This window comes from Mangrovibrevibacter kandeliae, from assembly GCF_024519155.1.
In the GTDB taxonomy this organism is placed as follows: Bacteria; Pseudomonadota; Alphaproteobacteria; order Rhizobiales; family Rhizobiaceae; genus Mangrovibrevibacter; species Mangrovibrevibacter kandeliae.
On sequence record NZ_JANIFJ010000006.1, the window covers coordinates 162846 to 187648 of the forward strand.

Sequence of the window (24803 nt, forward strand, 5' to 3'; positions counted from 1 at the left end):
GGCAGAGCGGCAGGCAGACCATGAGCCTCGAACATCCCGTCCTTCTCGGCGTCGTCGGTGGCGCCCACGGCATCCGCGGAGAGGTGCGCGTCAACGCCTTCACCGCCAATCCGGCCGATCTCGGCGCCTATGGCCCGCTGCAGGACGCGCAGGGCAACCGCTTCACCGTCGCGAGCGCCCGGCCGCAGAAGACCGTCGTGGTCGTCCGCTTCGAGGAGGTGCGCGATCGCAACGCGGCCGAGCGGCTGAACGGGCGCGAGCTCTTCGTCGATCGCTCGGTGCTGCCGCCGGAGGACGAGGACGAGTTCTACCAGGCCGACCTCATCGGCATGGCGGTCGAGACGGTGGCGGGCGAGCCGGTCGGCACGGTCGTGGCGTTCCACGATTTCGGAGCGGGTGACCTCGTCGAGATCGCGCCCGAGCGCGGACCGACCGTGATGATCCCCTTTTCGGAGGCCGCGGTGCCGGAGATCGACGACGCGCGCGGCGTCCTGATCGTCGAGCCGGTCGCCGCCGGCCTCGCCGCAGCCGACGCCGACGAGGGCGAGGACGAGGGCGAGGGCGAGGGTGCGCCCGACGATGACGACACGGCCGGCCCCGGAGGGGCGAGCGTCAACGAGGAGGAGGACCCGTCATGATCATCGTTTCCGGCATACTGCGTCTCGCGGCCACGGATCTGAGCCGTGTGCGCGAGGCGGCGGGCGCCGTTCTCACCCAGACCCGGGCGGAGCCCGGCTGCATCGCCTATTCCTATGCCGAGGATCTCCTGGAGCCGGGACTGGTGCGGATCTACGAGGAGTGGGACAGCCGCGAAGCGCTCACCGCGCACGGTCAATCGGCGCATGTGGCCGCCTGGCATGCGGCGCTGAAGGGCGTCACCGTTCTGGAGCGCGACCTGAAGACGGTGGAGGCGGGCCGGATCGAGCCGCTCGCCTGACTGCCATGCCCTTTCACGCCACCGTCCTCACGCTCTATCCCGAGATGTTTCCGGGACCGCTCGGCACGTCGCTCGCCGGCCGGGCACTGGAGCGTGGCGACTGGCGCCTCGACACCGTACACATCCGGGCGTTCGGTGAAGGCCGGCATCGGGCGGTGGACGACACGCCCGCGGGCGGCGGCGCGGGCATGGTCCTGCGTGCCGACGTGCTCGGCCGTGCGATCGACCACGCCGTGCCGTCAGCCGACGGGCGGCCGCGGCTGCTGATGAGCCCGCGCGGCCGACCGCTGACGCAGGCCCGGGTGCGCGCGCTCGCGTCCGGCGAGGGCGCGCTGCTCGTCTGCGGGCGCTTCGAGGGGGTGGACGAGCGGGTGATCGAGGGCCGCGGTCTCGAGGAGGTGTCGATCGGCGACTACATCCTCTCCGGCGGCGAGATCGCGGCGCTGGTGCTCCTCGACGCCGTGGTGCGGTTGCTGCCGGGAGTCATGGGCAACGCGCAGTCCGGCGACACGGAAAGCTTCGAGACGGGGCTGCTCGAGCATCCGCACTACACGCGCCCGGCGGAGTGGGAAGGACGCGGCATCCCGTCCGTCCTGACCTCCGGCGACCACGGCGCAGTGGAGCGGTGGCGGCGAGCCGAGGCCGAACGGCTGACACGCGAACGCCGGCCGGACCTCCTCTGACGGACGTCCGGCCGGCGCGCTGGCATTCGATGTGGCGGTCCAGCCCGCCACCGGGTCAGGCGAAGATGTCCTTGATGCCGTGACGCTGGCGACCGCCGATGACGGCAGCGACAGCCGCAACGAAGGCGCCGATCACCATCGACAGCGCAAGCAGCAGAGACGCTGCGGACGCCGCCTGGCGCGCATCGTCGGCAGCCTCCTTCGCCTTCGCCTTGGCCGCGTCGATCTGGCCGACGACGTCGTTCACGCGCGCCTCAGCATCCGCCTCCGACAGGCCGGTCTGCCGACTGACCAACTGCGCAAGATAGGCCTTGTCGCCGTCGGAGATCTCGCCGGTGACCGCGTCATAGCCGAGGATCCGCACCGTCTCTGCGCGATAATCCTCGGTTCCGCCGCCAGCGGCAGCCGGAGACTGGGCGTTGGCGGGACCGCGGTAGAGCATGTCGGTGAAGTAGGCCGTGGCCCCGCCACCGCTGGCGCCCCCGCTGTCGGCGTTGCCGGCGGCTGCAGACACGCCTGCCGTCGCCGCGCCGCCGGCGACCGTCGAGGCCGCCTGGACGCCGCCGCTCAGCAGCGACGAGGCGCCCGAGGACATCAGCCAGACCACCGCCAGCGTTGCGAGTGCCCAGCTGAGGATCCCGTGCGCCGTGTCGCGAAAGTAGACCTCGTCGTCGTGGACAGGCGAAGCCCAGCGCGCGCGCGTGCGGCCGCTGATGTAGCCGCCGAAGGCCGAGGACAGCCACTGCACGATCACCAGCCAGATGCCGGCCGACACCGCGAAGGTGGCCGCGCTGGCGCCCTCGCCGCCATATGGCGAGACCGAGGCGAGCCCGAGGCCGGAGCCCAGCAGAAGCAGCACCACGGTCAGGGCAGCCGCCGCGACGGCGCCTGCGATGACCGCGGCCCAGGACACGGAGCTCGTCGCTCCTTCCGTTTCATCATCCACCACGAGAGGGGTGGTCCGGTCGTAGGCGACGCTCATGATCGCTCAGTGAAAGAAGAGAGCGAGAAGGATGATCACCGGGATCGGAACCCCGAGCAGCCAAAGCAGAATACCGCGACCCATGACCGTAATCCTCCATTACAACGATGTGCGGCTTCAACATCCGCCTCTCGTCTTTGGTTCCTGTGTCGCCCGGCGCAGCTCCTCCCGGATCAAGCCGCCGCGAAATAGTAGGCGGTCAGGAGCAGCCCGATGGCGATGACGAAGACGCGCACCGCGGTCTGCGGCACGCGCTTGGCGCCCCAGACGCCGGCATAGCCGCCGAGCGCCGCCGCCGGCACCATCACCGCGACCTGCACCCAGCCGACGACGTCGCCGAGCGCGAACACCACGATGGCGACGGCGGCGATGACGAGGGCGAGCGTGTTCTTCAGGGCGTTCAGGCGGTGGTAGTCGCCGCCCTCGGTGAGGCCGAGCGTCGCCAGCATCATGATGCCCATGCCGGCGCCGAAGAAGCCGCCATAGATCGAGGCGACGAACTGCGTCAGCGGGCTGAGGTAGCGCTGCCGGCCCCCCTCCGCTCCGGCTCCGCCGGTCGGCTTCGGCCGCAGCCAGGGACCAGCGGCGAAGAGCGCGGTGGCCGCGAGCAGCAGCCATGGCACCAGGCGCTTGAAGGACGGATTGTCGAGCGCGAGCAGGATCAGCGCACCGAGGAGCGAACCGATGACGGAAACGACGAGGAGAGGCAGCGCCCCCTGCCAGTAGCGGCGGATGTCCTTCGCGTAGGCGAGGGTCGACGTGACGTAGCCGGGGAACTGCGCGATCGAGGAGGTGGCGTTGGCGGCGATCGGCGGCAGGCCGGCGAGGCTGAGGGCGCCGAAGGTGAGGAATGTGCCGCCGCCGGCGACCGCGTTGACAAGGCCGGCGAGGAAGCCGGCGACGAAGAGGAGGACGGAGTCGGTGACGGTCATCGGAGGCTCGCGGCGGCGGGGAGGGCGGCTCGCGGCACTTAGCCGTCCCGTGCCTCAGGGAACAAGTCGGCCGCGGCCGAAGCATAAAGGCTCGACAAAGCGGCCGGGCTTGTGTAAGCCACGCACCGATTTCCTCAGAATAACCTGACCGTACCAACGGCCATGCCAGCTGAGCCGGCATGAAACGAATTGAGGTTGTGCCATGAACATCATCGCCGAGCTCGAGGCCGCGGAAAGCGCGCGCCTGTCCGAGGGCAAGACCATCCCGTCGTTCTCGCCGGGCGACACCGTGCGCGTCAACGTGCGCGTCACCGAGGGCACGCGCACCCGCGTGCAGGCCTATGAGGGCGTCGTGATCGCCCGCAGCGGCTCGGGCCTCCAGGAGAACTTCACCGTCCGCAAGATCTCCTACGGCGAGGGTGTCGAGCGCGTCTTCCCGATCTTCTCGCCGATGCTGGAGTCGATCGAGGTCGTGCGCCGCGGCCGCGTCCGCCGCGCCAAGCTGTATTACCTGCGCGATCGCCGCGGCAAGTCGGCCCGTATCGTCGAGGCCACCAATGCGCGCGCCCGCAAGCTGAACGACGACGCCCGCGCCGTGGCGGCGAACGCCCGCGCCGAGGCCGAGGCCGCGAAGGCCGCCGCCAAGGAAGGCGCCGCCGAGTAAACGCGGCGCTTCAAGGCTGAACGATCTCGAAGGCGGCTCTCGGGCCGCCTTTTCCATTTTTGGGCGGCGAGTCGGAGCGCCTCGAAGGAGAAGATGTCACTGAACTGATGCGTGAGCATAACGCGGCTTTAACGGCTGGGGTTGTACTCCATAGGTATATTCAAGCCAGCCCCGGATTTTGCGTGTCCCGCTCCTTCCCCTTCGCCCCATGGCTCTGCAGCCCCACCCGGCAGGCGCTCCTTGTCGCCCTGCTGGCGACGACGGGACCCGGCGCGGCGCAGGCCGGCGTGCTGACGTCGACGCAAGTCGCCAAGGCGCTGGTGGGAGCCTTCGACGGCGTCTTCGGCGGTCCGCACGCGGGCGAGCGTGCGGTGCACACCAAGGGCGTCGTTGCCGACGGCCGGTTCGAGCCGGCGCCCGAAGCGGCCTCCCTGAGCAAGGCCGTGCATCTGAACGGCGGCGCGGTGCCCGTCGTGGTGCGCTTCTCGAACTTTGCCGGCGTGCCCACCCTGCCCGACGGCAATCCCGACGCCGAGCCGAACGGCATGGCGATCAAGTTCATGCTGCCTGACGGCGGCGCGACCGACATCGTCGCCCACTCCTACGACGGCTTCCCTGCGGCGACGCCGGAGGAGTTCCTCGCGTTCCTGATCGCCCTCGGCTCCAAGGATCCGCAGGCGTTTCCGGCCCATGTGGCGGCTCATCCCGCAGCTCAGCGCTTCGTCGACACGCCGCGGCCGACGCCGGAGAGCTACGCCCGCCAGGCCTTCTACGGCGTCAATGCCTTCGACTTCGAGAATGCGGCCGGCGAGCGTCGATTCGGGCGCTACGTCATCACGCCCCTCGCCGGCACCGCATATCTTGCGAAAGACGAGGCGGCGGCGCGCGGTGCCGATTTCCTCGGCGACGAGCTTGCCGCCCGCCTGCAGCGCGGTCCCGCCGCCTTCCGCCTCGAGGTGCAGCTGGCGCAGCCCGGTGACTCCACCACCGACGGCTCGATCCCCTGGCCGGCCGATCGGGCGCGCGTCACGCTGGGAACCCTGATGCTGACATCGTTGGCCGCCGACAGTGCGGCCCGCCAGCGCGAGCTGTTCTTCACGCCGCTCAGCCTCGTCGACGGCATCGCGCCCTCCGACGATCCGATGCTGCTCGCCCGCACCCGCGCCTACCGGGTGTCGTACACCCGGCGCCAGCAGGATCATCAAAAGGCGGCGGATCTGAAATGAAGACGGCGCTTCTCCTCGTCGCCGCGGCCGGCACGGGCTTTCTCCTGACCTGCGGTGCGGCAGCCGTCGCCCCGTCCATGGTCATAGAGCAGCGGGACCGGAGCTTCGACCGCGCCGCGGCCGAGATCCACCGTGGCGACACGATCCGCTTCACCAACGACGACCCGTTCCTGCATCAGATCTACGTCGAGTCTCCCGAGTTCAGCTTCGACTCCGACGGGCAGGCTCCGCAGCAGAACGTGGACATCGCGTTCACCAAGGCAGGAACGTTCGAGGTTCGATGCGGCATCCACCCGCGCATGCGGCTCGACGTGACGGTGGACGAGTGACATCCGCCGCCGTGCTGCAGGGCGAATTCGAAGCCGCAAGCGGATCGCCCTGATGTCGATCCGGCTCAAGCTCATCGTCGGCTGCCTCGGCTTGACCATGGTGGTGTTCGGGCTGGGGCTTTTTGCGCGGTCGAGTCAGCAGCAGATCGGTACCATCGCGACGCGCATCTACGACGAGGCGCTCCTGTCGCTGAGCTATCTGCGTTCGGCGCAGAATTCGCTCGTGAAGCTGGAGGCGGACCTGCGCGACCGCCTCGACGCCAACGCGACCCTCAAGACGGCGCCGCGTCTGCAACAGGACGATCCGAAGCAGAGCGCCGAGATAAGGCTCGACGACATCCTCGGCGATCTGAAGGTCGCTGCGGATCGCGCAATTTCCCCGGCCGGCGGCCAGAAGGTCGAGGAGATCCGCAACCGCATCCTGCATCTGCGCGCGGACCGATTCGTGTCGACGCCGGCCTTCCTGCAGACCCTCAAGGTGATCGACAACGAACTCGACACCGCAGTCGAGATCTTCGCCGGCGATGGCTACCGTTTCCGGCGAGAGGTCGGTGATCTGATCGAGCGGGCCGACCGGCAGAGCCAGATCGCGCTCGCCGGCGGTGTCGGCGGCGCGCTGATCATCTCCGTGCTGCTTTCGACCTTGATCATCCCTCCGGTTCGACGGGCGGTCGGCATTGCGACCGCGATCGCCAGCGGCAAGCTGGACAACGAGATCCGGCCGAGCGGCGGCGGCGAGACGAGCCAGCTCCTGACCGCCCTCGCCACGATGCAGACGAGCATCCGCGAGCTGATGGCAGCGCAGGCGGCAAGCTTCGGCAGCCAGATCGCGCTGCAGAACACCCGCTTCGATGCAGCGCTGAACAACATGTCGCAGGGCCTCTGCCTGATCGACGCGGAAGGTCGGCTGATTATCAGGAATCGGCGCTTCGAAGAGATGTTCTGCGGCGGCGACGATGCGCCGGCGGCGGAGGCCGTGCTGCAGGACGAGCGCTATGCCGCCCTGTTCGACACGGGCGACCGGTCCGGCGCGATCCACGCACTCGCCGACGGCCGCAGGATCGCCGTGTCGAGCGAGGCCGTGCCGGGCGGCGGCTGGGTGGTGACGCTCGAGGATTTCACCGAGCGCCACCGGGCGGAGGCGCGGCTGACCCACATGACGCAGCACGACCTTCTGACGGGCCTCCCGAATCGCCGGCAGTTCCGCGAACGGGTCGCACAGGCGCTGCTGCGCCGGCGGGGCGGGCGCAACGTCGCGATGCTTTCCATCAATCTCGACGGCTTCAAGGCGGTCAACGACCTGCTCGGCCAGCCGGCTGGCGACGCCCTCCTGCAATCAGTGTCCGCGCGGCTTCTCGACCTCGCCGGAAAGGGCGAGTTCGTGGCCCGCATCGGCGGCGACGAGTTCGGCATCGTCAAGAATTTGCGCCTCGACGAGCGCCCGGACGCCCTGGCCGAAGGCGTGCTCGCCGCCCTGTCGCAGCCCTTCGATCTTCACGGGGTGCCGGCGACCGTGGGCGCCAGCATCGGCATTGCGCTGGCGGACGAGCTTGCCGACGGCGAAGCGGCGGTCGAGACGCTGCTGAAGAACGCCGATCTGGCGCTCGAGCGCGCCAAGAGCGAGGGGCGCAGCACCTACCGGTTCTTCGAGCCGGAGATGGACGCGCAACTCCAGATGCGGCGCAAGCTGGAGCTGGATCTTCGCGGGGCCACCGACCGCGGCGAACTCGAACTGTTCTACCAGCCCTTCGTCGACGTCGAGACACAGACGATCACCGGCTTCGAGGCGCTCCTGCGCTGGACGCATCCCGAGCTGGGGAACGTCTCTCCGGCCGAGTTCATCCCGGTGGCCGAGGCGAGCGGCCTGATCCACGCCATCGGACACTGGGCCCTGCTGACAGCCTGTCAGGAAGCGGCCACGTGGCCCGACGACCTCGTGGTTTCGGTCAATCTTTCGCCGGTCCAGTTCAAGAACCGGGCTCTCGTCCACGAGGTCGTGGACGCCCTGGCGGCTGCCGGACTGCCGGCCGCGCGCCTGCATCTGGAGGTGACCGAGTCGCTGTTCCTGCAGGACGGCGAGACGGTCGCCGCGATGCTCGAAGCGTTTCGCGAGCATGGCGTGGGTGTCTCGATGGACGATTTCGGCACCGGCTACTCGTCGCTCGGCTACCTCAGCCGCTTTCCCTTTGACAAGATCAAGATCGACCAGTCCTTCGTGCGGGCCGTCGACCAGCGCGACAATCATGCCATCATCCGCGCCGTCATCGGTCTCGGCCGCGCGATGGACATCGCCGTCATCGCCGAGGGCGTCGAAACGGCGGAACAGCTGGCGATCCTTCAAGCCGCCGGCTGCAAGGAGGTCCAGGGCTATTACTTCAGCCGCCCGCGGCCGTCCGGCGAGGTCGCCGCGGCGATCCGCCAGTTCGGCACGCTGCACGGCCGCCGGACGGGCGGGGCGAGGTCGCCGCACGACAGGCTCGCGCCGGCAGCGCGGCTCGCTGCCGGCTGAAATGGCTCAGGCGTCGGGCGCCGCCGTCAAACGCAGGATCGAGCTCCCGCCGCCCCGGGTCTCGGTGACGGCATAGACCGCACCGCCGGGGCCAACCTTGACGTCGCGGATCCGCGCTTCGAGCGGCACGCGCTCCTCGCTCGCGACCCGGTCGCCATCCATCCGCAGGACGACGATCCCCCGCGCGACAAGGCCCCCGATCAGGATTGCACCGCGCCACTGCGGGAACTCGTCGCCCTCGTAGACCGCCATCCCGGACGGCGCGATCACCGGATCCCAGTAGTAGACCGGCTGCTCCATGCCCTCATGCTTGGTGATCCCGTCGCCGATCGGCTTGCCGTTGTAGTCGATGCCGTAGGTGATGATCGGCCAGCCGTAGTTCTTGCCGGCTTGCGGATGATTGAGTTCGTCGCCGCCCTTCGGCCCATGCTCGACTGTCCAGAGCCGGCCGTCCGGCGCGACCACGGCGCCCTGGAGATTGCGATGGCCCCAGGACCAGATCTCCGGCTGCGCCTTGCTGTCGCCGACGAAGGGGTTGTCGTCCGGCACGGAGCCGTCGGGCTCGATCCGGAACACCTTGCCCATGCCGTAGGAGAGATCCTGCGCCCGGTCGCGGATCGGCGTGTCGGAGCGCTCGCCGACGGTCACGAACAGCGCGCCGTCCGGCGCAAAGGCGAGGCGCGAGCCGAAATGCTTGTCGCCGTCATAGGCCGGCTTCTGCTGGAAAATGACCTTCACGTCCTCCAGCCGGCCGCTGGTTCCGGCATCATTCCGGGCGAGCCTAGCACGGGCGACGCTGGTGCCGTTCTTGCCGCCGCCCCGCGGCTCGGAGAAGGAGAAGAAGATCGTGCCGCTTGTCGCAAAATCCGGCGCCAGCGCGATGTCCAGCAGCCCGCCCTGGCCGTCGTCGTCGACCTTCGGCACGCCATCGATGGCTTCACCGGGCTTGCCGTCCTTGCCAAGGATGTAGAGGTTTCCGGCCTTGGCGGCGACGAGCATCCGCCCGTCCGGCAGGAACTCCATCGACCAGAGATGCGGCAGGCCGTCTGCGACCGTTTCAGTCTTCACGCCGACGTCCTGCGCCGGTTGCGGCGCCCGCGTCTGGCCGGCGAAGGCGGGCTCCTGACCGCGGGCGTTCGGCGGCTTGGTCTCGACCGGTCCGCGCGACTGGGCGAAAGCCGGCAGGGCGGCGAGAAGGGTGGCGGAGGCGAGGGCGGTGGAGATGAGGCGCATGAGGGTGTTCCCGTTCGGCGTGACACCGTCCGCCGCCGCACGGCGGACGCTTTGCACCAGCACCTGGGCCATTCCGCATGCCCTGCAACCGCACCACGGTCGACTTGAACGGGTTGTGATCCGGCCCCTCGTCCTCAGCTGCCGCGCCAGGCCGCCTCGAGCCGGGCAAGATCGAGCTTCTTCATCCCCATCATCGCCTGCATCACCGCGGCACTGCGCGAGGGCTCCCGGATCATGTCGGAGAACGCCTTCGGCACGATCTGCCAATGGTAGCCGTAGCGGTCGGTGATCCAGCCGCACTCGATCTCCTTGCCGCCCGCGGCAAGGATCGCGTCCCACAACCGGTCGATCTCGCCCTGGCCGTCGCATTCAATGATGAAGGACACCGCGCCGTTCGGCGTGAAGTACGGCCCGCCGTTCAGCGCCAGGAAGCGTTGCCCATCCAGCGTGAACTCCACCGTCAGGGTGCCGCCGGCCTTGCCGCCGGGGGTGTCGACGGTCTGCGGCACGACGGACTCGATGCGCGAGGTCTGCGGCAGCAGCGACACGTAGAAGCGGGCCGCCTCTTCGGCCTGACCGTCGAACCAGAGGCAGGGGACGATGCGCGTCATCGCTCAGCCCTCGACGATCGGCTCGAAGCCGCCAAAGATCATGCGCTGGCCGACGAAGGGCATCTCGCCCAAGGCTTCCGCGCGATCGTCCTCCATCACGCGCGCCATGCCGGCGTCGCGAACCTCCTTGGAGGGCCATTCGATCCAGGCGAAGACGACGCTCTCGCCGGGCTCGGCCTTCACGGCGCCGCGAAAGTCGGTGACCTTGCCGTCCGGCACGTCCGTGCCCCAGCATTCCACGACGCGCGTCGCTCCGTGCTCACGGAAGATCGGCAGCGCCCTCGCCGCAAAGTCCCTGTAGCGCTCCCGGTTCTCGGTTGGCACCGGGATGACGAAACCGTCGATGTACATCCTGCCTCCTCCCCTTCCTTTCGAACCGATCGGACCGGCCGTGCGCCGGCCTGCCGTCTCAGGCGGCCGCCTCGCCTCCGCCGGCCATCGCGGCCACCGCGGCCTCGACGTCCATCCAGGTGACCTCCCACACGTGGCCGTCCGGATCTTCGAAGCTGCGGCCGTACATGAAGCCGTGATCCTGCACCGGCGTCGGGTCGGCCGTGCCGCCGGCGGCCGTCGCCATGTCCACCCGCGCGTCCACCGCGGCACGGTCGTCCTCGGTGACGCAGAGCAGGACCTCGGAGGCGGTCCGGGCGTCGACGATCGGCTTGGTGGTGAACTGGCGATATTTGTCGTGCGACAGGAGCATCACGTAGATGGTTTCGGACAGTTGCATGCAGGATGCCGTCGCGTCGGAGAAGCGCGCGTCGCGCGTCGCGCCGATGCTCTCGTAGAACGCCGTCGATCCGGCGACGTCGCGCACCGGCAGGTTGACGAAAATCAGCTTGGCCATCACGTCCTCCCCTTCCTCTTCCCTTTGCGAACCATCGACGATTAAGTTATAAAAAGCAACTATGAAGTCAGAAAAAATAACTAGGCTCTCGCAAGCGTCCCGGCGGAGCTACGACGACGCCTGCGCCGCGGCGCACGCGCTGGACCTGATCGGGGAGCGCTGGGCCCTTCTCGTGATGCGTGAGCTGATGCTCGGACCGCGTCGCTTCAGCGATCTGCGGGCAGCCTTGCCGGGGATCAGCGCCAATGTGCTGACGCAACGGCTCGAGGGGCTGGAGGCGAACGGCGTGCTGCGGCGGCGCGAGCTTCCGCCGCCGGCGGCCTCCCGCGTCTACGAGCTGACAGCATGGGGCCACGAGGCCGAGCCGATCCTGCAGACGCTCGGTCGCTGGGCGGCGCGTTCGCCGCTGCACGATCCGACGCGCCCGTTCAGCACCGCGTCGCTCATCCTGTCGCTTCGCACGATGTTCGACGGGTCGGCGGACCGTCCGCTCCGGATCGGCCTGCGCACCTCGACCGGGACCTATCTGGCGCGCGTCGCCGATGGCGAGATCGCGGTCGACAGTGCGCCGCTCGAAGCGGCCGACGCGGTCTTGGCCGGGACGCCGGAGGTCATCGCCGCGGCGATCTACGGCGGCGTGCCTCTCGCCGATCTCGAAGCCGCCGGCGCTCTGACGCTGGCGGGAGACCGGGTCGCGGTGGAGCGCTTCGTCCGGCTGTTTCCCCTGCCGCCGAAGGCGAAGACGGAAGCGCTCAATCCGTCGGCCGGGTGAGGGGAGGCTGTGGCGTCTCGGCCGCCGCCGCGTAAAGGGCGGCCGCGTCCGCGGCCAGCGCCTGCCGCGAGTCCGGGCGCAGATACATCATGTGGCCGCCGGCATAGGTCGACAGCCGGATCGGCTGCGCGCCGGACAGCGTCGGCAGTTGATCCACCAGGAAGCGCGACACGGTGTAGGGCGTGACGAGGTCGCCGTAGCCGTGGGCGATCAGCACCCGCATGTCGGGGTTCAGCGAGCGCGCCTCCTGCAGGTCGTCGAGCGAGCCGGCATAGCCGTGCCGGCCGCCGCCGCCGAACTCCCAGCGGTTGCTCGTGTCGCGGTTCAAAAGCCGATAGCTGACGTCCGTGCGGTAGCCGAGCGCATCGCGCACATAGCCGACGAAGGCCGACGTCAGCATCGGAACGCTGCGGTCGAGCACCGGATCGGGGGCGTTTGCAAAGGCCGCCTGCGGTGCCGTGTCGGCCGTGGCGATGGTGCCGTCATAGCGGCTGAGGGTCCGGCCCTCGTCGCGCAGAAGACTGCGCGCGAAGGTCGAGAAGGAGATGCGCCCGGCATTGCGGCGCACGAGGTCGAGCGGCAGGCCGGTGTAGCGTGCGACCGTGTCGGACACGGCGCGGCTCGTCTCGAGCCCGCCAGCGAGGGCCGCGAGATAGTCGCCGCTCGCCCAGCGCTCGACTTCCGCGCGCTTGGCCGCGAGCGCGTCGCCGCGCAGCCCCTGCCGCTCGAAGTTCACCGAGGCCATCGCCGGCAGCGCGAGCGCCCACTGCGTGATGTCGAACTCGTCCGGATTGACGAAGGCGAACTCCAGCGCCGGCGAGATCATGATCGCGCCGCTGACCGGAATGCCGACGTCTTCCTGCAGCGTCTTCGCCATCCGCGCGACGCGAAAGCCGCCATAGCTCTCGCCGGCGAGCCAGACCGCTGCGCCGGTGCGGCCGCGATGCTGGAGGTAGAGCCGCACGAAGGCGCCGAGCGAGGCGATGTCGCGGTCGACCGCCCAGAAGTCCTTCTCGTCGGTGCCGGGCGCGGCGCGGCTGTAGCCGGTGCCGACCGGATCGACGAAGACGAGGTCGGTGAAGGCGAGCCAGGTGTCCGGATTGTCCCTCAGGCGCTGCGGCGGCGGCAGGAAGGTGCCGTCCGCGGCGGTGTCGATGACACGCGGGCCGAGTGCCCCGAGATGCAGATAGGCCGCTGCCGCACCCGGCCCGCCGTTGAAGACGAAGGTGATCGGCCGTCCGCCGTCCGTCTGCGTCGATGCACCGTCGAGCGTGTAGGCCGTGAAGAAGATCTGCGCCTGCACGGCGCCATCGCCCCCGATGAGCGGCGCCGTCCCGGCCTCGGCGTGGTAGTCGAGCACGCGCCCGTCCGGCAGCGACAGGCTGTGCGCGGTCACCGCATTCTTCGGCAGCAGGGACAGGACGCCGCCCGCCGGCGCGTCGTTGCGCTCCTGCGCGGCAGCCGGAAGGCCCACCCCCAGCATCGTCGCCAGAGCGATCGAAGCCAGAAGGCTCGGCAGGACAGCGCGGACGGGCATCGGGCAAACTCCTCCTCGGGTGCTGCCGGCGGTTTAGCAAATCGCCGATGGCACGGCGGGTCACGCCTGCGTGCAAGACCGTGATCGATCGCTACGACGAGTCCTCCCCCGACGAGCTGCGCCAATTTGTAGCGAAGGGAAGCGCAATGAGCTCGTTGAAATAGTAAGCATGGCATAGTATGCCGGAATCGGATGCTCGACGCGGTCCGTCTGCGCCGGTGTCCGACCGGGCAAGTGGTGTCCGGGCCGCCTTCGTTCGCCGGGCGGCCTGGCCGGGAGGATGCGCTCGGAACGCGCCATCTGAAACGAGGTCTCTTCCCGATGAACACGAATGCGGCGGCCGACCGGGGCGACGGCTACAAGTGGGTCGCGCTGTCGAACACGACGCTCGGCATGCTCGCCGCCGCGATCAACAGCTCGATCCTGCTGATCAGCCTGCCGGCGATCTTCCGCGGCATCCATCTGGACCCGCTCGAGCCGAGCAACATCAACTTCCTGCTCTGGACCATCATGGGCTACCTGGTGGCCGTGTCCGTGCTGGTGGTGACCTTCGGCCGGCTCGGCGACATCTTCGGTCGCGCGCGGGTCTACAACTGGGGCTTCCTCGTCTTCGCGCTCGCCTCGGTGGCCCTCTGCTTCATCCCGGGCGAGGGGCAGTCGGCGGCGCTCTACCTGATCGTGATCCGCATCCTCCAGGCGGTCGGCGGCGCCTCGATCATGGCGAACTCGACGGCGATCCTCACCGACGCCTTTCCCGCCGACCAGCGCGGGCTCGCGCTCGGCATCAACACCATCGCGGCGATCGGCGGCCAGTTCATCGGCCTCCTGATCGGTGGCCTCCTCGCCGACTGGAACTGGGTGCTGGTGTTCTGGATCAACGTCCCCTTCGGCGTCATCGGCACGGCCTGGGGCTTCTGGCGGCTGCGCGACAGCCGCACTCCGCCGGGCGGTCGGCTCGACCTCCTCGGCAATGTCAGCTTCGCGGTCGGCCTCGTGCTCGTCCTCACCGCCATCACCTACGGCATCCAGCCCTACGGCGATCAGGTGATGGGCTGGGGCAGTCCGCTGGTCCTGACGCTGCTCGGCCTCGGCCTCGTCGTGCTCGTCGGCTTCGTGCTGATCGAACGGCGGGTGACCCGGCCGATGTTCGACCTCGACCTCTTCCGCATCCGGCCCTTCACGATGGCCAACCTCGCCAGCCTCGCCTCGTCGGTGGCGCGCGGCGGCCTGCAGTTCATGCTGATCATCTGGCTGCAGGGCATATGGCTGCCGCTGCACGGCTACACCTTCGAATCCACCCCGCTCTGGTCGGCGATCTACATGATCCCGCTCACGGTCGGCTTCCTGCTGGCCGGACCGGTGTCGGGCTGGCTGTCCGACCACTATGGCGCGCGGCCCTTCGCAGCCGGCGGCATGATCGTCGGCGCGGCGAGCTTCGTCGCACTGCTCGAGCTGCCGGCGGATTTCGACTACGGCCTCTTCGCGCTCCTGATCTTCCTCAACGGCCTCGGCTCGGGCCTCTTTATCGCGCCGAACACGACGGCGATCATGAACTCGGTGCCGGCGCGCGAGCGCGGCCAGGCGGCGGGCATGCGGGCGACCACCATGAATGCCGGCATGGTGCTGTCGATCGGCATCTTTTTCTCGCTGATGATCGCGGGTCTGGCGCAGACCCTGCCGCAGGCGATGGAGGCCCAGCTCCTGACGCAGAACGTGCCGGCCGACGTCGCCCACGCCGTGGCGAGCGCGCCGCCGGTCGGCAGCCTGTTCGCCGCCTTCCTCGGCTACAACCCGATGGGCGAGCTGATCCCGCAGCAGGTGCTCGCCAGCCTGCCGCCCGGCAGCGCCGAGGTGATCACCGGCCAGGAATTCTTCCCGCAGCTGATGGCGGTGCCGTTCATGCACGGCCTCGGCTTCGCCTTCGGCTTCTCCGCGCTCCTCTACCTCCTGTCGGCGATCGCCTCCTGGCTCGCCGGCGGCAAGTTCGTGCACCAGGACCACGGACCGCAGACTCAGGCCTCGGCGGAAGAGCGGCTGGCGACGCAGGCGGCGGAATAGATCCGGGCTGCATCGACGGCAAAGAAAAGCCCCGGCGCTCGGCGCCGGGGCTTCCTGGTCGCATCGGCGCGACGCGGCGGTTCAGTCGAGACCGAGCTTGCCGGGCAGCGTCGAGAGATCCTCGGCCAACGTGTTGACGCGGGCCGCGAGCAGGGTGCGGTCCTGATCGGTCAGCTTGTCGTACAGCTCGTATCCGTCGCCGCTCTCGTACTTGGCGAGCGTCACGTCGACGTCGTTGAAGTTCGACTCGACCTTCTCGACGAAGGCCGGGTCGGTCTCGGCGATGAGCGGACGCACGAGTTCGAAGATCTTCTGCGAGCCGTCGGAGTTCGCCTTGAAGTCCCACAGGTCGGTGTGGCTGTAGCGGTCCTCCTCGCCGGAGATCTTGGTGGCCGCGACCTCCTCCATCAGCGCCGCGGCGCCGCCGACCACCGTGTCCGGCGGAAAGACGAGATCGGTGATGCGCTTGTTCAGCTCGGTGACGTCGGCGAGCAGCTTGTCGGCGAAGGGCTCGAGGCCCTCCGTGCTGCCCTTGTCCCAGAGCCCGTACTCGATGCGGTGGAAGCCGGTGAAGTCGGGGTCCGCCTCGCGCTTCTCGTAGTCGTCGGCGCGCGCGTCCATCGAGGCGTCGAGGTCCGAGAACAGCTCGGCGATCGGCTCGATCGCCTCGTAGTGCATGCGCGTCGGGGCGTAGAGCGTCTTCGCCTTGTCGAGGTCGCCGGACTTGATCGCGTCGACGAAGGCCTGCGTGTCGGCGACGAGCTCGCCGGTCTTCTCCGCGACGAAGATCTTGTAGTCGGCGATCGGCTCGACGAGGTCGAGCGTGACCTCCTTGGCCGCCAGCGCCGGGCCGGCGAGAACGAGCGTGAGCGCACTCGCGGCCATGAGGTGTTTCAGCATCGCAAAGCTCCCCTTCTGCTTCAGGACTGTTCGTTCGGGATCTTGCCCGCCGCCTCGACGAGCGACTGGCCGAGATAGCCGCCGGGGCTGACGACCCCGGGAAGGGCAAAGAAGAAGCCGCCGCCGACCGGCTTGATGTATTCCTCCAGCGGTTCGCCGTTCAGGCGGCTCTGGACCGCGATGAACCCCTTCTGGAGGTCGGCCTGATAGGCGATGAAGAGGAGCCCCTGGTCGAGCTGGCCGTTCTTGGTCACCCCGTTGGAGTAGTTGAACGGCCGGCGCAGGATCAGATTGCGCTGGCTCGACGGGGTGCGGCGGTTGGCGAGGCGGATGTGGGCGTCGAGCGGCGTCTTCGCGCCCTCCGGATCTGCTGCATAGTCCGGCACGTCGTGCTCGCTGTTTCCGCCGTCGAGCGGCGCGCCGCTCATCTTGCGCCGGCCGATGATGTGCTCCTGCTCGCGCAGCGGAGTGCGGTCCCAGCGTTCGACGAAGTTGCGGATGATGCGCACGGCCTGATAGCTGCCGCCCGCCGCCCAGGCGGGCTCCCCGTCCTCGGCGCCGACCCAGACGATCCTGTCCATCAGGCCGGCATCGTTCGAGTTCGGGTTGGCGGAGCCGTCGCGGAAGCCGAGGAAGTTGCGGGCGCTCTCGCTGGTGCCGTCCGGTTTCGGCGCGATCACCGGCACCGAGCCCTCCTGCTTCCAGCGGATCACCAGGAACTGAGACAGGGTCTTGAGGATGTCGCGCAGCGCGTGGATGTTGGTGTCGCTGTCGTGCGCCGAGAACTGCAGCGACAGGTCGCCGTGGCACAGCTCCGGATCGAGCGCGTCGTTCGGAAACTCGACCATGCGCTGCAGCGTGTTCGGCTTCAGATGCGCGAGCCACGGCCGGTTGTCGAACAGCGAGGCGCCGAGCGCGACGGTGATCGTCAGGTCGTTCGGCTGGACGACGGGGCCGAGGATGCCGGAATCGGCCGGCGGATATTTCGGGTCGAGCTCGGGCGGCGTGCCGCCCTGCGTCAGGAACAGGATGCGCTCGGTCAGCCCGCGCAACAGCTGCTCCAGCTCGCGCGGCGAGGTGACCACGACGTCGAAGGCGGCGACCATGCCGTGCGCCGGGCGCGGCGTCACGATGCCGGCCTGATGCTCGCCATAGAAGGGTTGGCGGCGCACCGTCTCGGCCTCGGTCGGCGCGTCGGCGACCTGCCGTTCCGCGGCGGCCGACGGACGGGCGCCGAGAGCCATGGCGCCCCCTGCGGCCGCGCCGAGGCCGAGCAGCATCTGGCGGCGATTGGCGCCGGTCCGGCGCGTCTCGATGTCCCGATCCTTCGTCGTCATCCGACCCTCGTCGCCGCTTCCAGCTGATCGAGCGCGTCGGCAAGTCCCGTGAAGGCGTCCGCGAGCCGCTGGCGGCCCTCGGCGTCGACCTCTGCGTATCGCGGGAAGCCGGCGTCGTCCTTCAGATCGGCGAGGCGCGCGCGCGCCTTGTCGAGCGCCGCCGTCAGTGCGGTGGCCACCTCCGGCGCCGAAGCGACGATCACCGGGCTGAGCAGGTCGACGATCTTGCCGATGCCCTCGAGACTGGCCTCGGCGTCGGCAAGGTCGGTCTGGGCGTAGTGGTCTTCACCCTTGACGAGGCGCGCCTCGGCGATCTGCCGCGTGAGACTGTCGGCACTCGCCACCATCATACCCGGCTGCAGCTTCACCTCGCGCAGCCTGCCCTTGAGCGTCGCGAGATCGGCGGTGAGCTTCTGCGCGAACGGCGTCAGGCCGTTGGTGTCGTTCTTGCCCCACAGCCCGTACTCGATGCGGTGGAAGCCGGTGAAGCCCGGGTCTTCCTCGCGCTGCCCGAGATAGTCGGCCAAGGGATCGATGGTGCTCTGCAGGTCGGCGAAGCGGCGCGCCAGCGGCTCGAGCGTCTTGTAGAGGCGGCGCGTCTCCTGGTAGCGCGTGCGCGCCGCCTCGCGGTCGCCGGCGGCGATCGCCGCCTCGAGCGCCCCGGCCGACGCAACGAGCTTGCCGCCCTGCAGCGCGAGGAACACCTTGTATTCGGACAGCGGGCCGATGAAGGCCTTCAGCGCTGGCGCCTCGGCCCTGGCTGTCTGCGTCTTCGACGGTGTAACCGTCAGCGTGCCCCGCGGATTGGACAGGAGGCCGCAGGTGATCTCGTAGGTGCCGGGCGCGAGATCGGCCGAGAGGGTCTGGCTGAACCCGGGCGCGATGTTCTCGCGCTCCTCGATCACCATCACCCCGTCGAGGATCTCCCACTCGACCGGCCGCTCCGAGCGGTTGGCGATCTCGAAGACGTGCTTGCCGGCAGGGACGGTAAGAGCGTTCGGCTCGCAGGCGGCGGCGGTGACGGCGACGCGCACGGTCTCGCCTTCGGCCGTCGTGCGCAGCTGGCTGGCGTAGTAGAAGGCGATGCCGCCGGCGAGCGCGAGGGCGGCGGTGGCCGCGACGCCGATCCACATCAGGTTGCCGAGCCGCGCCTCCGTCTCGCGCTGATCAGGCCCGGACATCGGCATCTCCGACCACCCGCAGCGTCACCGGCCGGGACGGGCCGGGCGTCGGGCGCAGGAACAGGACGAGCGCGACGAGGAGGAACAGGACGTAGGCGATCGCCTCGCCCACGGCCGGAGCGTCCTGGTAGTTGAAGATGCCGGACAGGAGGCTGCCGAGCGGCCCGGAGGCCGGCAGCACCGCGCTGAGGTCGTAGGCGCGTTCCTGCAGTCCGTTCCACAGGCCGGCCTCGTGCAGGCTGCGGATCGCGCTGGAGAGGATGCCGGCCGCGACCACGAGGATGAAGATGCCGGTCCAGCGGAAGAAGCGGCGCAGGTCGAGGCGCACGCCGAAGGCGTAGATCAGGATGCCGATCACCGCGGCGACCACGATGCCGCCGAGCGCGGCGAGCGGCGCGCCCGGCCCGGTGCTCTGCTGGAAGATGGCCAGCAGGAAGAACACCGACTCCAGCCCTTCGCGCGCGACGGCGAAGAACACCATGCCGACCAGGGCCCAGCTGGCGCCGGAGGCGCCGTCGAGCGCGGCGTCCACCGAGCGATGCAGCTCGGCCTTGATCGACCGGGCCGCCCGCTTCATCCAGAACACCATCGAGACGAGCACGGCGACCGCGATCAGGCCGACCACCGCCTCGAAGAGCTCCTGCGTCTTCTGCGGAAATTCGGTGGCGGCGAGCTGCAGGCCCGCGCCGACGAAGAGGGAGAGCGCGACGGCGAGAAAGACGCCGATCCAGACGGCAGGCATCAGCTGGCCCCGGCCGGTCTGGCGCAGATAGGTGGCGACGATGCCAGTCAGCAGCGCCGCCTCGATCCCTTCGCGCAACATGATCAGAAATGGGGCCAGCATCCGGGGCTCCTCCGCAGCTGGCTTTGGGCTAGTGAATTATGAGGCGCTTTGTCAAGATTAGATGGCGTCGCTCCCAGCACCACGCCGTGGTCAGCGAGGCGCGACGTCTGCCGCAGGCGGACACGTTCTGTTACAATCGCCGCAAGAAGAATTCGAGCACTGAACTCGTACGGACGCGACCTGTACAAGCTTTAATGCAGTACACCGCTGTTGCCGCAATTCTGCCATTCGATCACCGCGCTCCCGACGCGATCGCTTTCTAGACCGGAACATGGAGCAGCTGGTTGCTGCGTGGCGGCGACTTTAAAGGACGGGTGGCCGATCATGTCGACTTCGGATCGGATGGCGCTGGCGTTCTCACGCTTTGGGTACGGGGCCCGGCCGGGCGATCTCGCGCAGACCCGGACAAATCCGCGCGAGCGGCTCCTCGCGGAGATCGAGCGGCGCAATGCCGCGCTCCTTCAGGCGCCGGCTCTGCCGAGCACGCGCGACGCCTACGCGGCGGTGCGCGAGGACCAGATGGAGCGCAGCGAGGCGAAAGCGGACGGCGCCCCCAAGCCCGAGCGCGCCGGGCCGCAGGTGCCGCAGGCGATCCTGCAGGACGAGATCGCGGCGCGGCTCGCCCGCATCCGGGCCGCCGACATGGGCTTTGCCGAACGGCTCGTGGCGTTCTGGACCAATCACTTCTGCATCGAGGCCAAGGCGGGCGGGCCGGTCCGCGGCATGGCCGGCGCCTATGAGCGCGAAGCGATCCGCCCGCACGTGCTCGGCAAGTTCGAGGACCTCCTGGTGGCTGCGACACGCCACCCGGCGATGTTGATCTACCTCAACAACGCGAGTTCGATCGGGCCGGACAGCCGGGCCGGCGAGCGGCGCAACAAGGGCCTCAACGAGAACCACGCCCGCGAGATCATGGAGCTCCACACGCTCGGCGTGACCGGCGGCTACGACCAGGCCGACGTCATCGCCCTCGCCAAGATCCTCACCGGCTGGACCATCGGCTACAGCCCCGACAACGACGAGCGCTACGGGCGCTACTGGTTCAATGCGAACGCCCACGAGCCTGGCGCGCAGACGCTGCTCGGCATGCGCTACGACCAGCCGGGCGAGCAGCAGGGCCTGTCGGCGCTCGCCGACCTCGCGCGTCGCCCGGCGACGGCTCGGCACGTCGCCGACAAGCTCGCCCGGCACTTCGTGTCCGATCGGCCGCCGCAGGCTCTCGTCGAGCGTCTGGCCGACACCTTCCTGAAGACCGGTGGCGATCTCCTCGCGGTCGCCGTCGTGCTCGTCAGCGACGAGGAGGCCTGGACGGCGCCCGCCGCCAAGATCCGCACGCCGCAGGAGTTCGTCTGGTCGGCGGCGCGCGCGATCGATCCGGACCTGCCGCCGCCTTTCCTCGGGCGCACGCTCGCCGCACTGGGCCAGCCCCTCTGGGATCCGCCGGCGCCCGCCGGTTTCAAGGACGACGCCGCCACCTGGCTGGCGCCGGACGCGATGACGACGCGGGTGGAGATCGCCGAGCGGCTGGCGAGCCGGGCGAGCCTCATCGATCCGCGCGATCTCGCCGAAGCGGTGCTCGGCGCCCGCCTGTCCGAGGCGACGCGCCAGACGATCGCCCGTGCGGAGTCGCCGGCCCAGGGGGCGGCGCTGATGCTGATGAGCCCCGAATTCCAGCGGAGATGACGGTCATGTCCCTGTCCACGCTTCTCGCCGACGCCCGGCTGTGCCCGAGCCGGCGCGCCTTCCTCGCCGGCACCGGCGCCTTCATCGCCTGGGCCAACATGCCCCGGCACGCCTTCGCCGGAACGCGCGACCCGCGCTTCGTCGCAGTGATCCTGCGCGGTGCGATGGACGGTCTCGCCGTGGTGCCGCCGGTCGGCGATCCGGACTATCGAAGCCTGCGCGGCGACGTGGCGCTCGGCCTGAACGGCGCCGACATCCTGCCGCTCGACGGCGTCTTCGCGCTCAACGACGCGATGCCGCGCCTGCACGACAGGTTCCAGCGCAAGGAGGCGATCTTCGTCCACGCGGCGGCGACGGCCTATCGCGACCGCTCGCATTTCGACGGGCAGGACGTCCTGGAAAGCGGCATGGGCGGTCCGCGCGCCTCGTCGACCGGCTGGCTCAACCGCGTCGCCGCGGCTTTGCCGAAGGGCGAGGCGGTGCGTCCGGCGACAGGTCTTGCGGTGGGTCCGACGGTGCCGCTGATCCTGCGCGGCGACGCCCCGACGCTGACCTGGTCGCCGCCCGAGTTCAAGGCGGCGGGTTCGGACACGATGATGCGCCTCGCCTCGCTCTATGGCGAGCTCGACCCGGCGATGGCGAAGGTGCTGGCCGCCGGCGTGGAGACCGACCGGCTCGCCGGCTCGCAGGCGCTCGACAAGGGCGGCGGGGGCGTGCCCGCGGCCTTCCGTGCGCTCGCGGACGGCGCGGGCAAGCTCTTGGCCGAGCCGGACGGGCCGCGTGTCGCCGCGCTCAGCTACGACGGTTGGGACACGCACGCGAACGAGGGCGCCGATGCCGGCCGTCTCGCCAATCTCCTCGGCGCTCTCGACGGCGCGCTGGACGGTCTGGCAACGAGCATGGGGCCGGCCTGGTCCGACACGGTCGTCGCGGTGATGACCGAGTTCGGCCGCACCGCGCATGCCAACGGCAACGAGGGCACCGACCACGGCACCGCCACCACCGCCTTTCTCGTCGGCGGCGCGGTCAAGGGCGGTCGCGTCATCGCCGATTGGCCGGGGCTGAAGATCGCCGACCTCTACGAGGAGCGCGACCTGAAGCCGACGACCGACCTGCGGGCCGTGCTGAAGGGCGTGCTGCGCGACCATCTCGGCCTGTCGGAGCGGGTGCTTTCGGCCGACGTGTTCCCCGACAGCCTCGGCGTGCGGCCGATCGCCGGCCTCGTCGCCTGACACGACGCGGCGGTTACCCCGCGCTATGCCGCTCTGCGATCAGCCGCGTGGACCGACGAGCGCGAAGGGTGCGCCCTGCGGGTCGCTGCACTGGACGACATACATGCCGCCCGGCACCTCCATCGGTCCGTTGAGGATTTGACCGCCGCCCGCCGTGACGCGGCCGGCTGCCGCGTCGATCGCGTCCACCGCGAAGTAGTACTGCCAGAAGGGTCCGGGGACGGCGGGCGGCTTCGTCATCATCGCGCCCCAGGTCTCGCCGTCGACGGCGAAGAGCTGGTAGGTGCCCATCGGCCCCATGTCCATCGCCTCCGCTTTGGTCCAGCCGAACAGGCCCGAATAGAAGCCGAAGGCGCCGTCGAGTTCGCCGGCGAGGAGTTCGCGCCAGACCGCACTGCCGGGGCCGCCCATCGGCTGGAGGGGCGAGCGCGGCTCGCCGGCGGGCGTCATCGGGCAGAGCACGGCGCCGTGCGGATCGGCGATGACCGCGAAACGCCCGACGCCGGGAATATCGGTCGGCGCCCGGTGCACCGTCCCGCCCAGCTCCTTCGCCCGTGCCGCCGTCCGGTCGACGTCCGGCACCGCAACATAACCGATCCAGCCGGGCCGGCCGCCCGCGGCAACGACATGCTCCGGCAGCGTCATCAGGCCGCCGACGTCTCGTCCGCCCGCCGCCAGGAGCGTGTAGGAGACGCCGGGCATTCCGGAGTCCCGCGTCTCCCATCCGATGGTGTCTCGATAGAACGCCGTCGCCGCGGCAGCATCGCTCGTCATCAGCTCGTACCAGACGAATTTACCGTTCGTTACAGACATCGCTCCGCCTCCCTATGGTGCTGACATCCTCTTGAGGCTACATGTGACGCCTTCGCGCTTGCGAAGATGCGGCCCAGTCCGTACTACGCCAGGATACGGCTCGACTTCCGATCTTGTAGCAGTCGATTGCGACGTTGATTGGCGCAAATTCGCGGGCAAGACTCAAGCGGCAGGTGAGAGATGATCAGCAACGCGAAACGCCGATTCGAAGGCGTCCTGCGCTCCGGAGGCGTTGCCTCGATGCTCTTCGCTCTCGGCCTCGCGCTCGCTTCATGCTCGCAGGAGGGCGGCAGCGGGCAGCAGCAGGCGGCGGGCGGCAAGGGTGCGGCCCGACCGCCGGCCGAAGTCGGCGTGGTGACGCTGCATCCGAAGCCGGTGACGATCACCAGCAACGTGGCCGGGCGCACCAGCGCCTACGAGTCGGCCGAGATCCGGCCGCAGGTGAACGGGCTGATCGTCAAGAAGGTCTATGCCGACGGCGCGAGAGTGGCGACGGGCGACCTTCTCTACGTCATCGACGACAAGACCTATCAGGCCGCGGTCGATTCGGCGCAGGCGACGCTCGAGAAGACCAAGGCGACGCTCGCCAGCGCCGAAGCCTCTGCGAAGCGCTACCAGGATCTCCTGGGCCGCAAGGCGATCTCCCAGCAGGAGGCCGACAACGCGCAGGCCACCTATCTCAGCGCCAAGGCCGACGTGTCGGCCGCCGAGGCGGCCCTGCGTTCGGCGCGCATCGACCTCGACCGGACGGAGATCCGCGCGCCGCTCGCCGGGATCGCCGGCCAGTCGACGGTGGATCCCGGCGCACTCGTCACCAGCAATCAGGCGACCGCGCTGACCACCATCCGGCGCATCGACCCGATCTATGTCGACCTGACGGAGACCGGCGAGAAGCTGCTCGACTTCCGGCGGTCGGTGCAGGAGGGCAAGCTCAAGGCGCTCGTCGGCAACGACGACACCGAGAAGGCCAAGGTGACGCTGACGCTGCCCGACGGCAGCACCTATGGCGAGCCCGGCACCATCGACTTCGCCGACATCACGATCTCCGAATCCACCGGCAGCTTCACCTTCCGCGCGGTGTTCCCGAACCCGGACCGCATCCTCTTGCCCGGCATGTACGTGCGGGCCAAGGTGGAGGCCGCGATCAACGAGAACGGCTTCCTGGTGCCGCAGCGGGCGGTGTCGCGCAACGCCAAGGGCGAGGCGACGGCGCTGTTCGTCACCGCCGAGAACAAGGCGCAGATGCGGATCCTCGGGGTGCAGCAGGACATCGGCAACGACTGGCTGGTCAACTCCGGCGTCTCCGACGGCGATCGGGTGATCGTCGACGGCCTGCAGAAGATCGCCGATGGCGCGACCGTCAAGCCGACGCCCGTGACGATCGACGAGAACGGGCTGGTCTCGGCTGCCGCGACGGCCAAGGAGGGCGACGCGCCGAGTGCCGGAGCCGCGCCGGCCGCCGGCGGTGCGCAGACCGAAGCGGCTCGCTGAGG

24 protein-coding genes are annotated in these 24803 nt (G+C 69.5%); 12 read left to right on the forward strand and 12 right to left on the reverse strand.

From position 1 onward, the window contains the following. The first annotated feature begins 20 nt into the window (after positions 1-20). Genes rimM through trmD form a run of 3 tightly spaced genes read left to right on the forward strand, consistent with a single transcriptional unit; the run spans position 21 to position 1620 of the window. A complete protein-coding gene (gene rimM / locus NPA30_RS16030; protein WP_256803772.1) occupies positions 21-638 on the forward strand; it encodes a ribosome maturation factor RimM in 618 nt (205 codons plus the stop codon). Continuing rightward, positions 635-937, forward strand: a complete 303-nt coding sequence (locus NPA30_RS16035) for a putative quinol monooxygenase (RefSeq protein ID WP_256803773.1) — start codon at positions 635-637, stop codon at positions 935-937. The genes rimM and NPA30_RS16035 overlap by 4 nt, the downstream gene beginning before the upstream one ends. Before the next feature lie 5 nt (positions 938-942). Next, complete coding sequence (trmD, locus tag NPA30_RS16040; RefSeq protein WP_256803774.1) at positions 943-1620, forward strand: tRNA (guanosine(37)-N1)-methyltransferase TrmD; 678 nt, start codon at positions 943-945, stop codon at positions 1618-1620. Between the two features lie 55 nt (positions 1621-1675). On the opposite strand, the gene NPA30_RS16045 is transcribed toward trmD, so the two are convergent. Further along, positions 1676-2602: a hypothetical protein gene (locus tag NPA30_RS16045; RefSeq protein ID WP_256803775.1), complete on the reverse strand. Its 927-nt coding sequence runs from the start codon at positions 2600-2602 to the stop codon at positions 1676-1678. Positions 2603-2775: 173 nt separating this feature from the next. After that, positions 2776-3534 (reverse strand): sulfite exporter TauE/SafE family protein, encoded by a 759-nt coding sequence (locus NPA30_RS16050; RefSeq protein WP_256803776.1) that lies wholly within the window; start codon positions 3532-3534, stop codon positions 2776-2778. A gap of 202 nt (positions 3535-3736) precedes the next feature. Here NPA30_RS16050 and rplS point away from each other — a divergent pair, with 202 nt between their 5' ends. From rplS to NPA30_RS16070, 4 genes are read left to right on the forward strand one after another with little or no spacing between them, the layout of a single operon-like run. Further along, positions 3737-4198 (forward strand): 50S ribosomal protein L19, encoded by a 462-nt coding sequence (gene rplS / locus NPA30_RS16055; protein ID WP_256803777.1) that lies wholly within the window; start codon positions 3737-3739, stop codon positions 4196-4198. A gap of 59 nt (positions 4199-4257) precedes the next feature. Next, a complete protein-coding gene (locus NPA30_RS16060) occupies positions 4258-5424 on the forward strand; it encodes a catalase family peroxidase (protein WP_256803778.1) in 1167 nt (388 codons plus the stop codon). Further along, complete coding sequence (locus NPA30_RS16065; protein WP_256803779.1) at positions 5421-5753, forward strand: cupredoxin domain-containing protein; 333 nt, start codon at positions 5421-5423, stop codon at positions 5751-5753. Before NPA30_RS16060 ends, NPA30_RS16065 begins: the two co-directional genes overlap by 4 nt. Before the next feature lie 52 nt (positions 5754-5805). Continuing rightward, the gene (locus tag NPA30_RS16070; protein WP_256803780.1) at positions 5806-8262 is read left to right on the forward strand and encodes a putative bifunctional diguanylate cyclase/phosphodiesterase; all 2457 of its coding nucleotides are present in this window, start codon (positions 5806-5808) and stop codon (positions 8260-8262) included. Between the two features lie 6 nt (positions 8263-8268). On the opposite strand, the gene NPA30_RS16075 is transcribed toward NPA30_RS16070, so the two are convergent. The 4 genes from NPA30_RS16075 to NPA30_RS16090 form a co-directional block, all read right to left on the reverse strand. Continuing rightward, a complete protein-coding gene (locus NPA30_RS16075; protein ID WP_256803781.1) occupies positions 8269-9495 on the reverse strand; it encodes a PQQ-dependent sugar dehydrogenase in 1227 nt (408 codons plus the stop codon). Positions 9496-9629: 134 nt separating this feature from the next. After that, positions 9630-10106 (reverse strand): VOC family protein, encoded by a 477-nt coding sequence (locus NPA30_RS16080; protein WP_256803782.1) that lies wholly within the window; start codon positions 10104-10106, stop codon positions 9630-9632. A gap of 3 nt (positions 10107-10109) precedes the next feature. After that, positions 10110-10457, reverse strand: coding sequence for a DUF1428 domain-containing protein (locus tag NPA30_RS16085; protein ID WP_256803783.1), 348 nt, complete (start codon positions 10455-10457; stop codon positions 10110-10112). 58 nt (positions 10458-10515) lie between these two features. Further along, positions 10516-10953: a VOC family protein gene (locus NPA30_RS16090; RefSeq protein ID WP_256803784.1), complete on the reverse strand. Its 438-nt coding sequence runs from the start codon at positions 10951-10953 to the stop codon at positions 10516-10518. A gap of 61 nt (positions 10954-11014) precedes the next feature. Between NPA30_RS16090 and NPA30_RS16095 the strand changes: the two genes are divergently transcribed. After that, complete coding sequence (locus NPA30_RS16095; protein WP_256803785.1) at positions 11015-11725, forward strand: winged helix-turn-helix transcriptional regulator; 711 nt, start codon at positions 11015-11017, stop codon at positions 11723-11725. Here the strand turns inward: NPA30_RS16095 and NPA30_RS16100 are convergent. Beyond that, positions 11706-13262 (reverse strand): S10 family peptidase, encoded by a 1557-nt coding sequence (locus NPA30_RS16100; RefSeq protein WP_256803786.1) that lies wholly within the window; start codon positions 13260-13262, stop codon positions 11706-11708. The genes NPA30_RS16095 and NPA30_RS16100 overlap by 20 nt on opposite strands. A 321-nt stretch (positions 13263-13583) precedes the next feature. Between NPA30_RS16100 and NPA30_RS16105 the strand changes: the two genes are divergently transcribed. Continuing rightward, a complete protein-coding gene (locus NPA30_RS16105; RefSeq protein WP_256803787.1) occupies positions 13584-15320 on the forward strand; it encodes an MFS transporter in 1737 nt (578 codons plus the stop codon). A gap of 81 nt (positions 15321-15401) precedes the next feature. On the opposite strand, the gene efeO (NPA30_RS16110) is transcribed toward NPA30_RS16105, so the two are convergent. The 4 genes from efeO (NPA30_RS16110) to efeU are packed head-to-tail and all read right to left on the reverse strand — an operon-like array spanning position 15402 to position 19582. Beyond that, positions 15402-16244, reverse strand: coding sequence for an iron uptake system protein EfeO (gene efeO, locus NPA30_RS16110; protein ID WP_256803861.1), 843 nt, complete (start codon positions 16242-16244; stop codon positions 15402-15404). Then, positions 16241-17557: an iron uptake transporter deferrochelatase/peroxidase subunit gene (gene efeB / locus NPA30_RS16115; RefSeq protein ID WP_256803788.1), complete on the reverse strand. Its 1317-nt coding sequence runs from the start codon at positions 17555-17557 to the stop codon at positions 16241-16243. Before efeB ends, efeO (NPA30_RS16110) begins: the two co-directional genes overlap by 4 nt. Further along, positions 17554-18738 carry an iron uptake system protein EfeO gene (gene efeO, locus NPA30_RS16120; RefSeq protein ID WP_256803789.1) on the reverse strand — a complete coding sequence of 395 codons (1185 nt, stop codon included), beginning with the start codon at positions 18736-18738 and terminating at the stop codon, positions 17554-17556. The genes efeB and efeO (NPA30_RS16120) overlap by 4 nt, the downstream gene beginning before the upstream one ends. Continuing rightward, positions 18725-19582 (reverse strand): iron uptake transporter permease EfeU, encoded by an 858-nt coding sequence (gene efeU, locus NPA30_RS16125; RefSeq protein ID WP_256803790.1) that lies wholly within the window; start codon positions 19580-19582, stop codon positions 18725-18727. The genes efeO (NPA30_RS16120) and efeU overlap by 14 nt, the downstream gene beginning before the upstream one ends. Before the next feature lie 324 nt (positions 19583-19906). Between efeU and NPA30_RS16130 the strand changes: the two genes are divergently transcribed. Together NPA30_RS16130 and NPA30_RS16135 are read left to right on the forward strand one after the other, a co-directional pair. Continuing rightward, positions 19907-21265, forward strand: a complete 1359-nt coding sequence (locus NPA30_RS16130; RefSeq protein WP_256803791.1) for a DUF1800 domain-containing protein — start codon at positions 19907-19909, stop codon at positions 21263-21265. Between the two features lie 5 nt (positions 21266-21270). After that, positions 21271-22497, forward strand: a complete 1227-nt coding sequence (locus NPA30_RS16135) for a DUF1501 domain-containing protein (RefSeq protein ID WP_256803792.1) — start codon at positions 21271-21273, stop codon at positions 22495-22497. Between the two features lie 39 nt (positions 22498-22536). Here NPA30_RS16135 and NPA30_RS16140 read toward each other — a convergent pair whose 3' ends face one another. Next, on the reverse strand, positions 22537-23310 hold the full coding sequence (locus NPA30_RS16140) for a VOC family protein (protein ID WP_256803793.1): 774 nt from the start codon (positions 23308-23310) through the stop codon (positions 22537-22539). A 240-nt stretch (positions 23311-23550) separates the two neighbouring features. Here NPA30_RS16140 and NPA30_RS16145 point away from each other — a divergent pair, with 240 nt between their 5' ends. Further along, positions 23551-24801, forward strand: a complete 1251-nt coding sequence (locus NPA30_RS16145; protein ID WP_256803794.1) for an efflux RND transporter periplasmic adaptor subunit — start codon at positions 23551-23553, stop codon at positions 24799-24801. Positions 24802-24803: the final 2 nt, after the last annotated feature.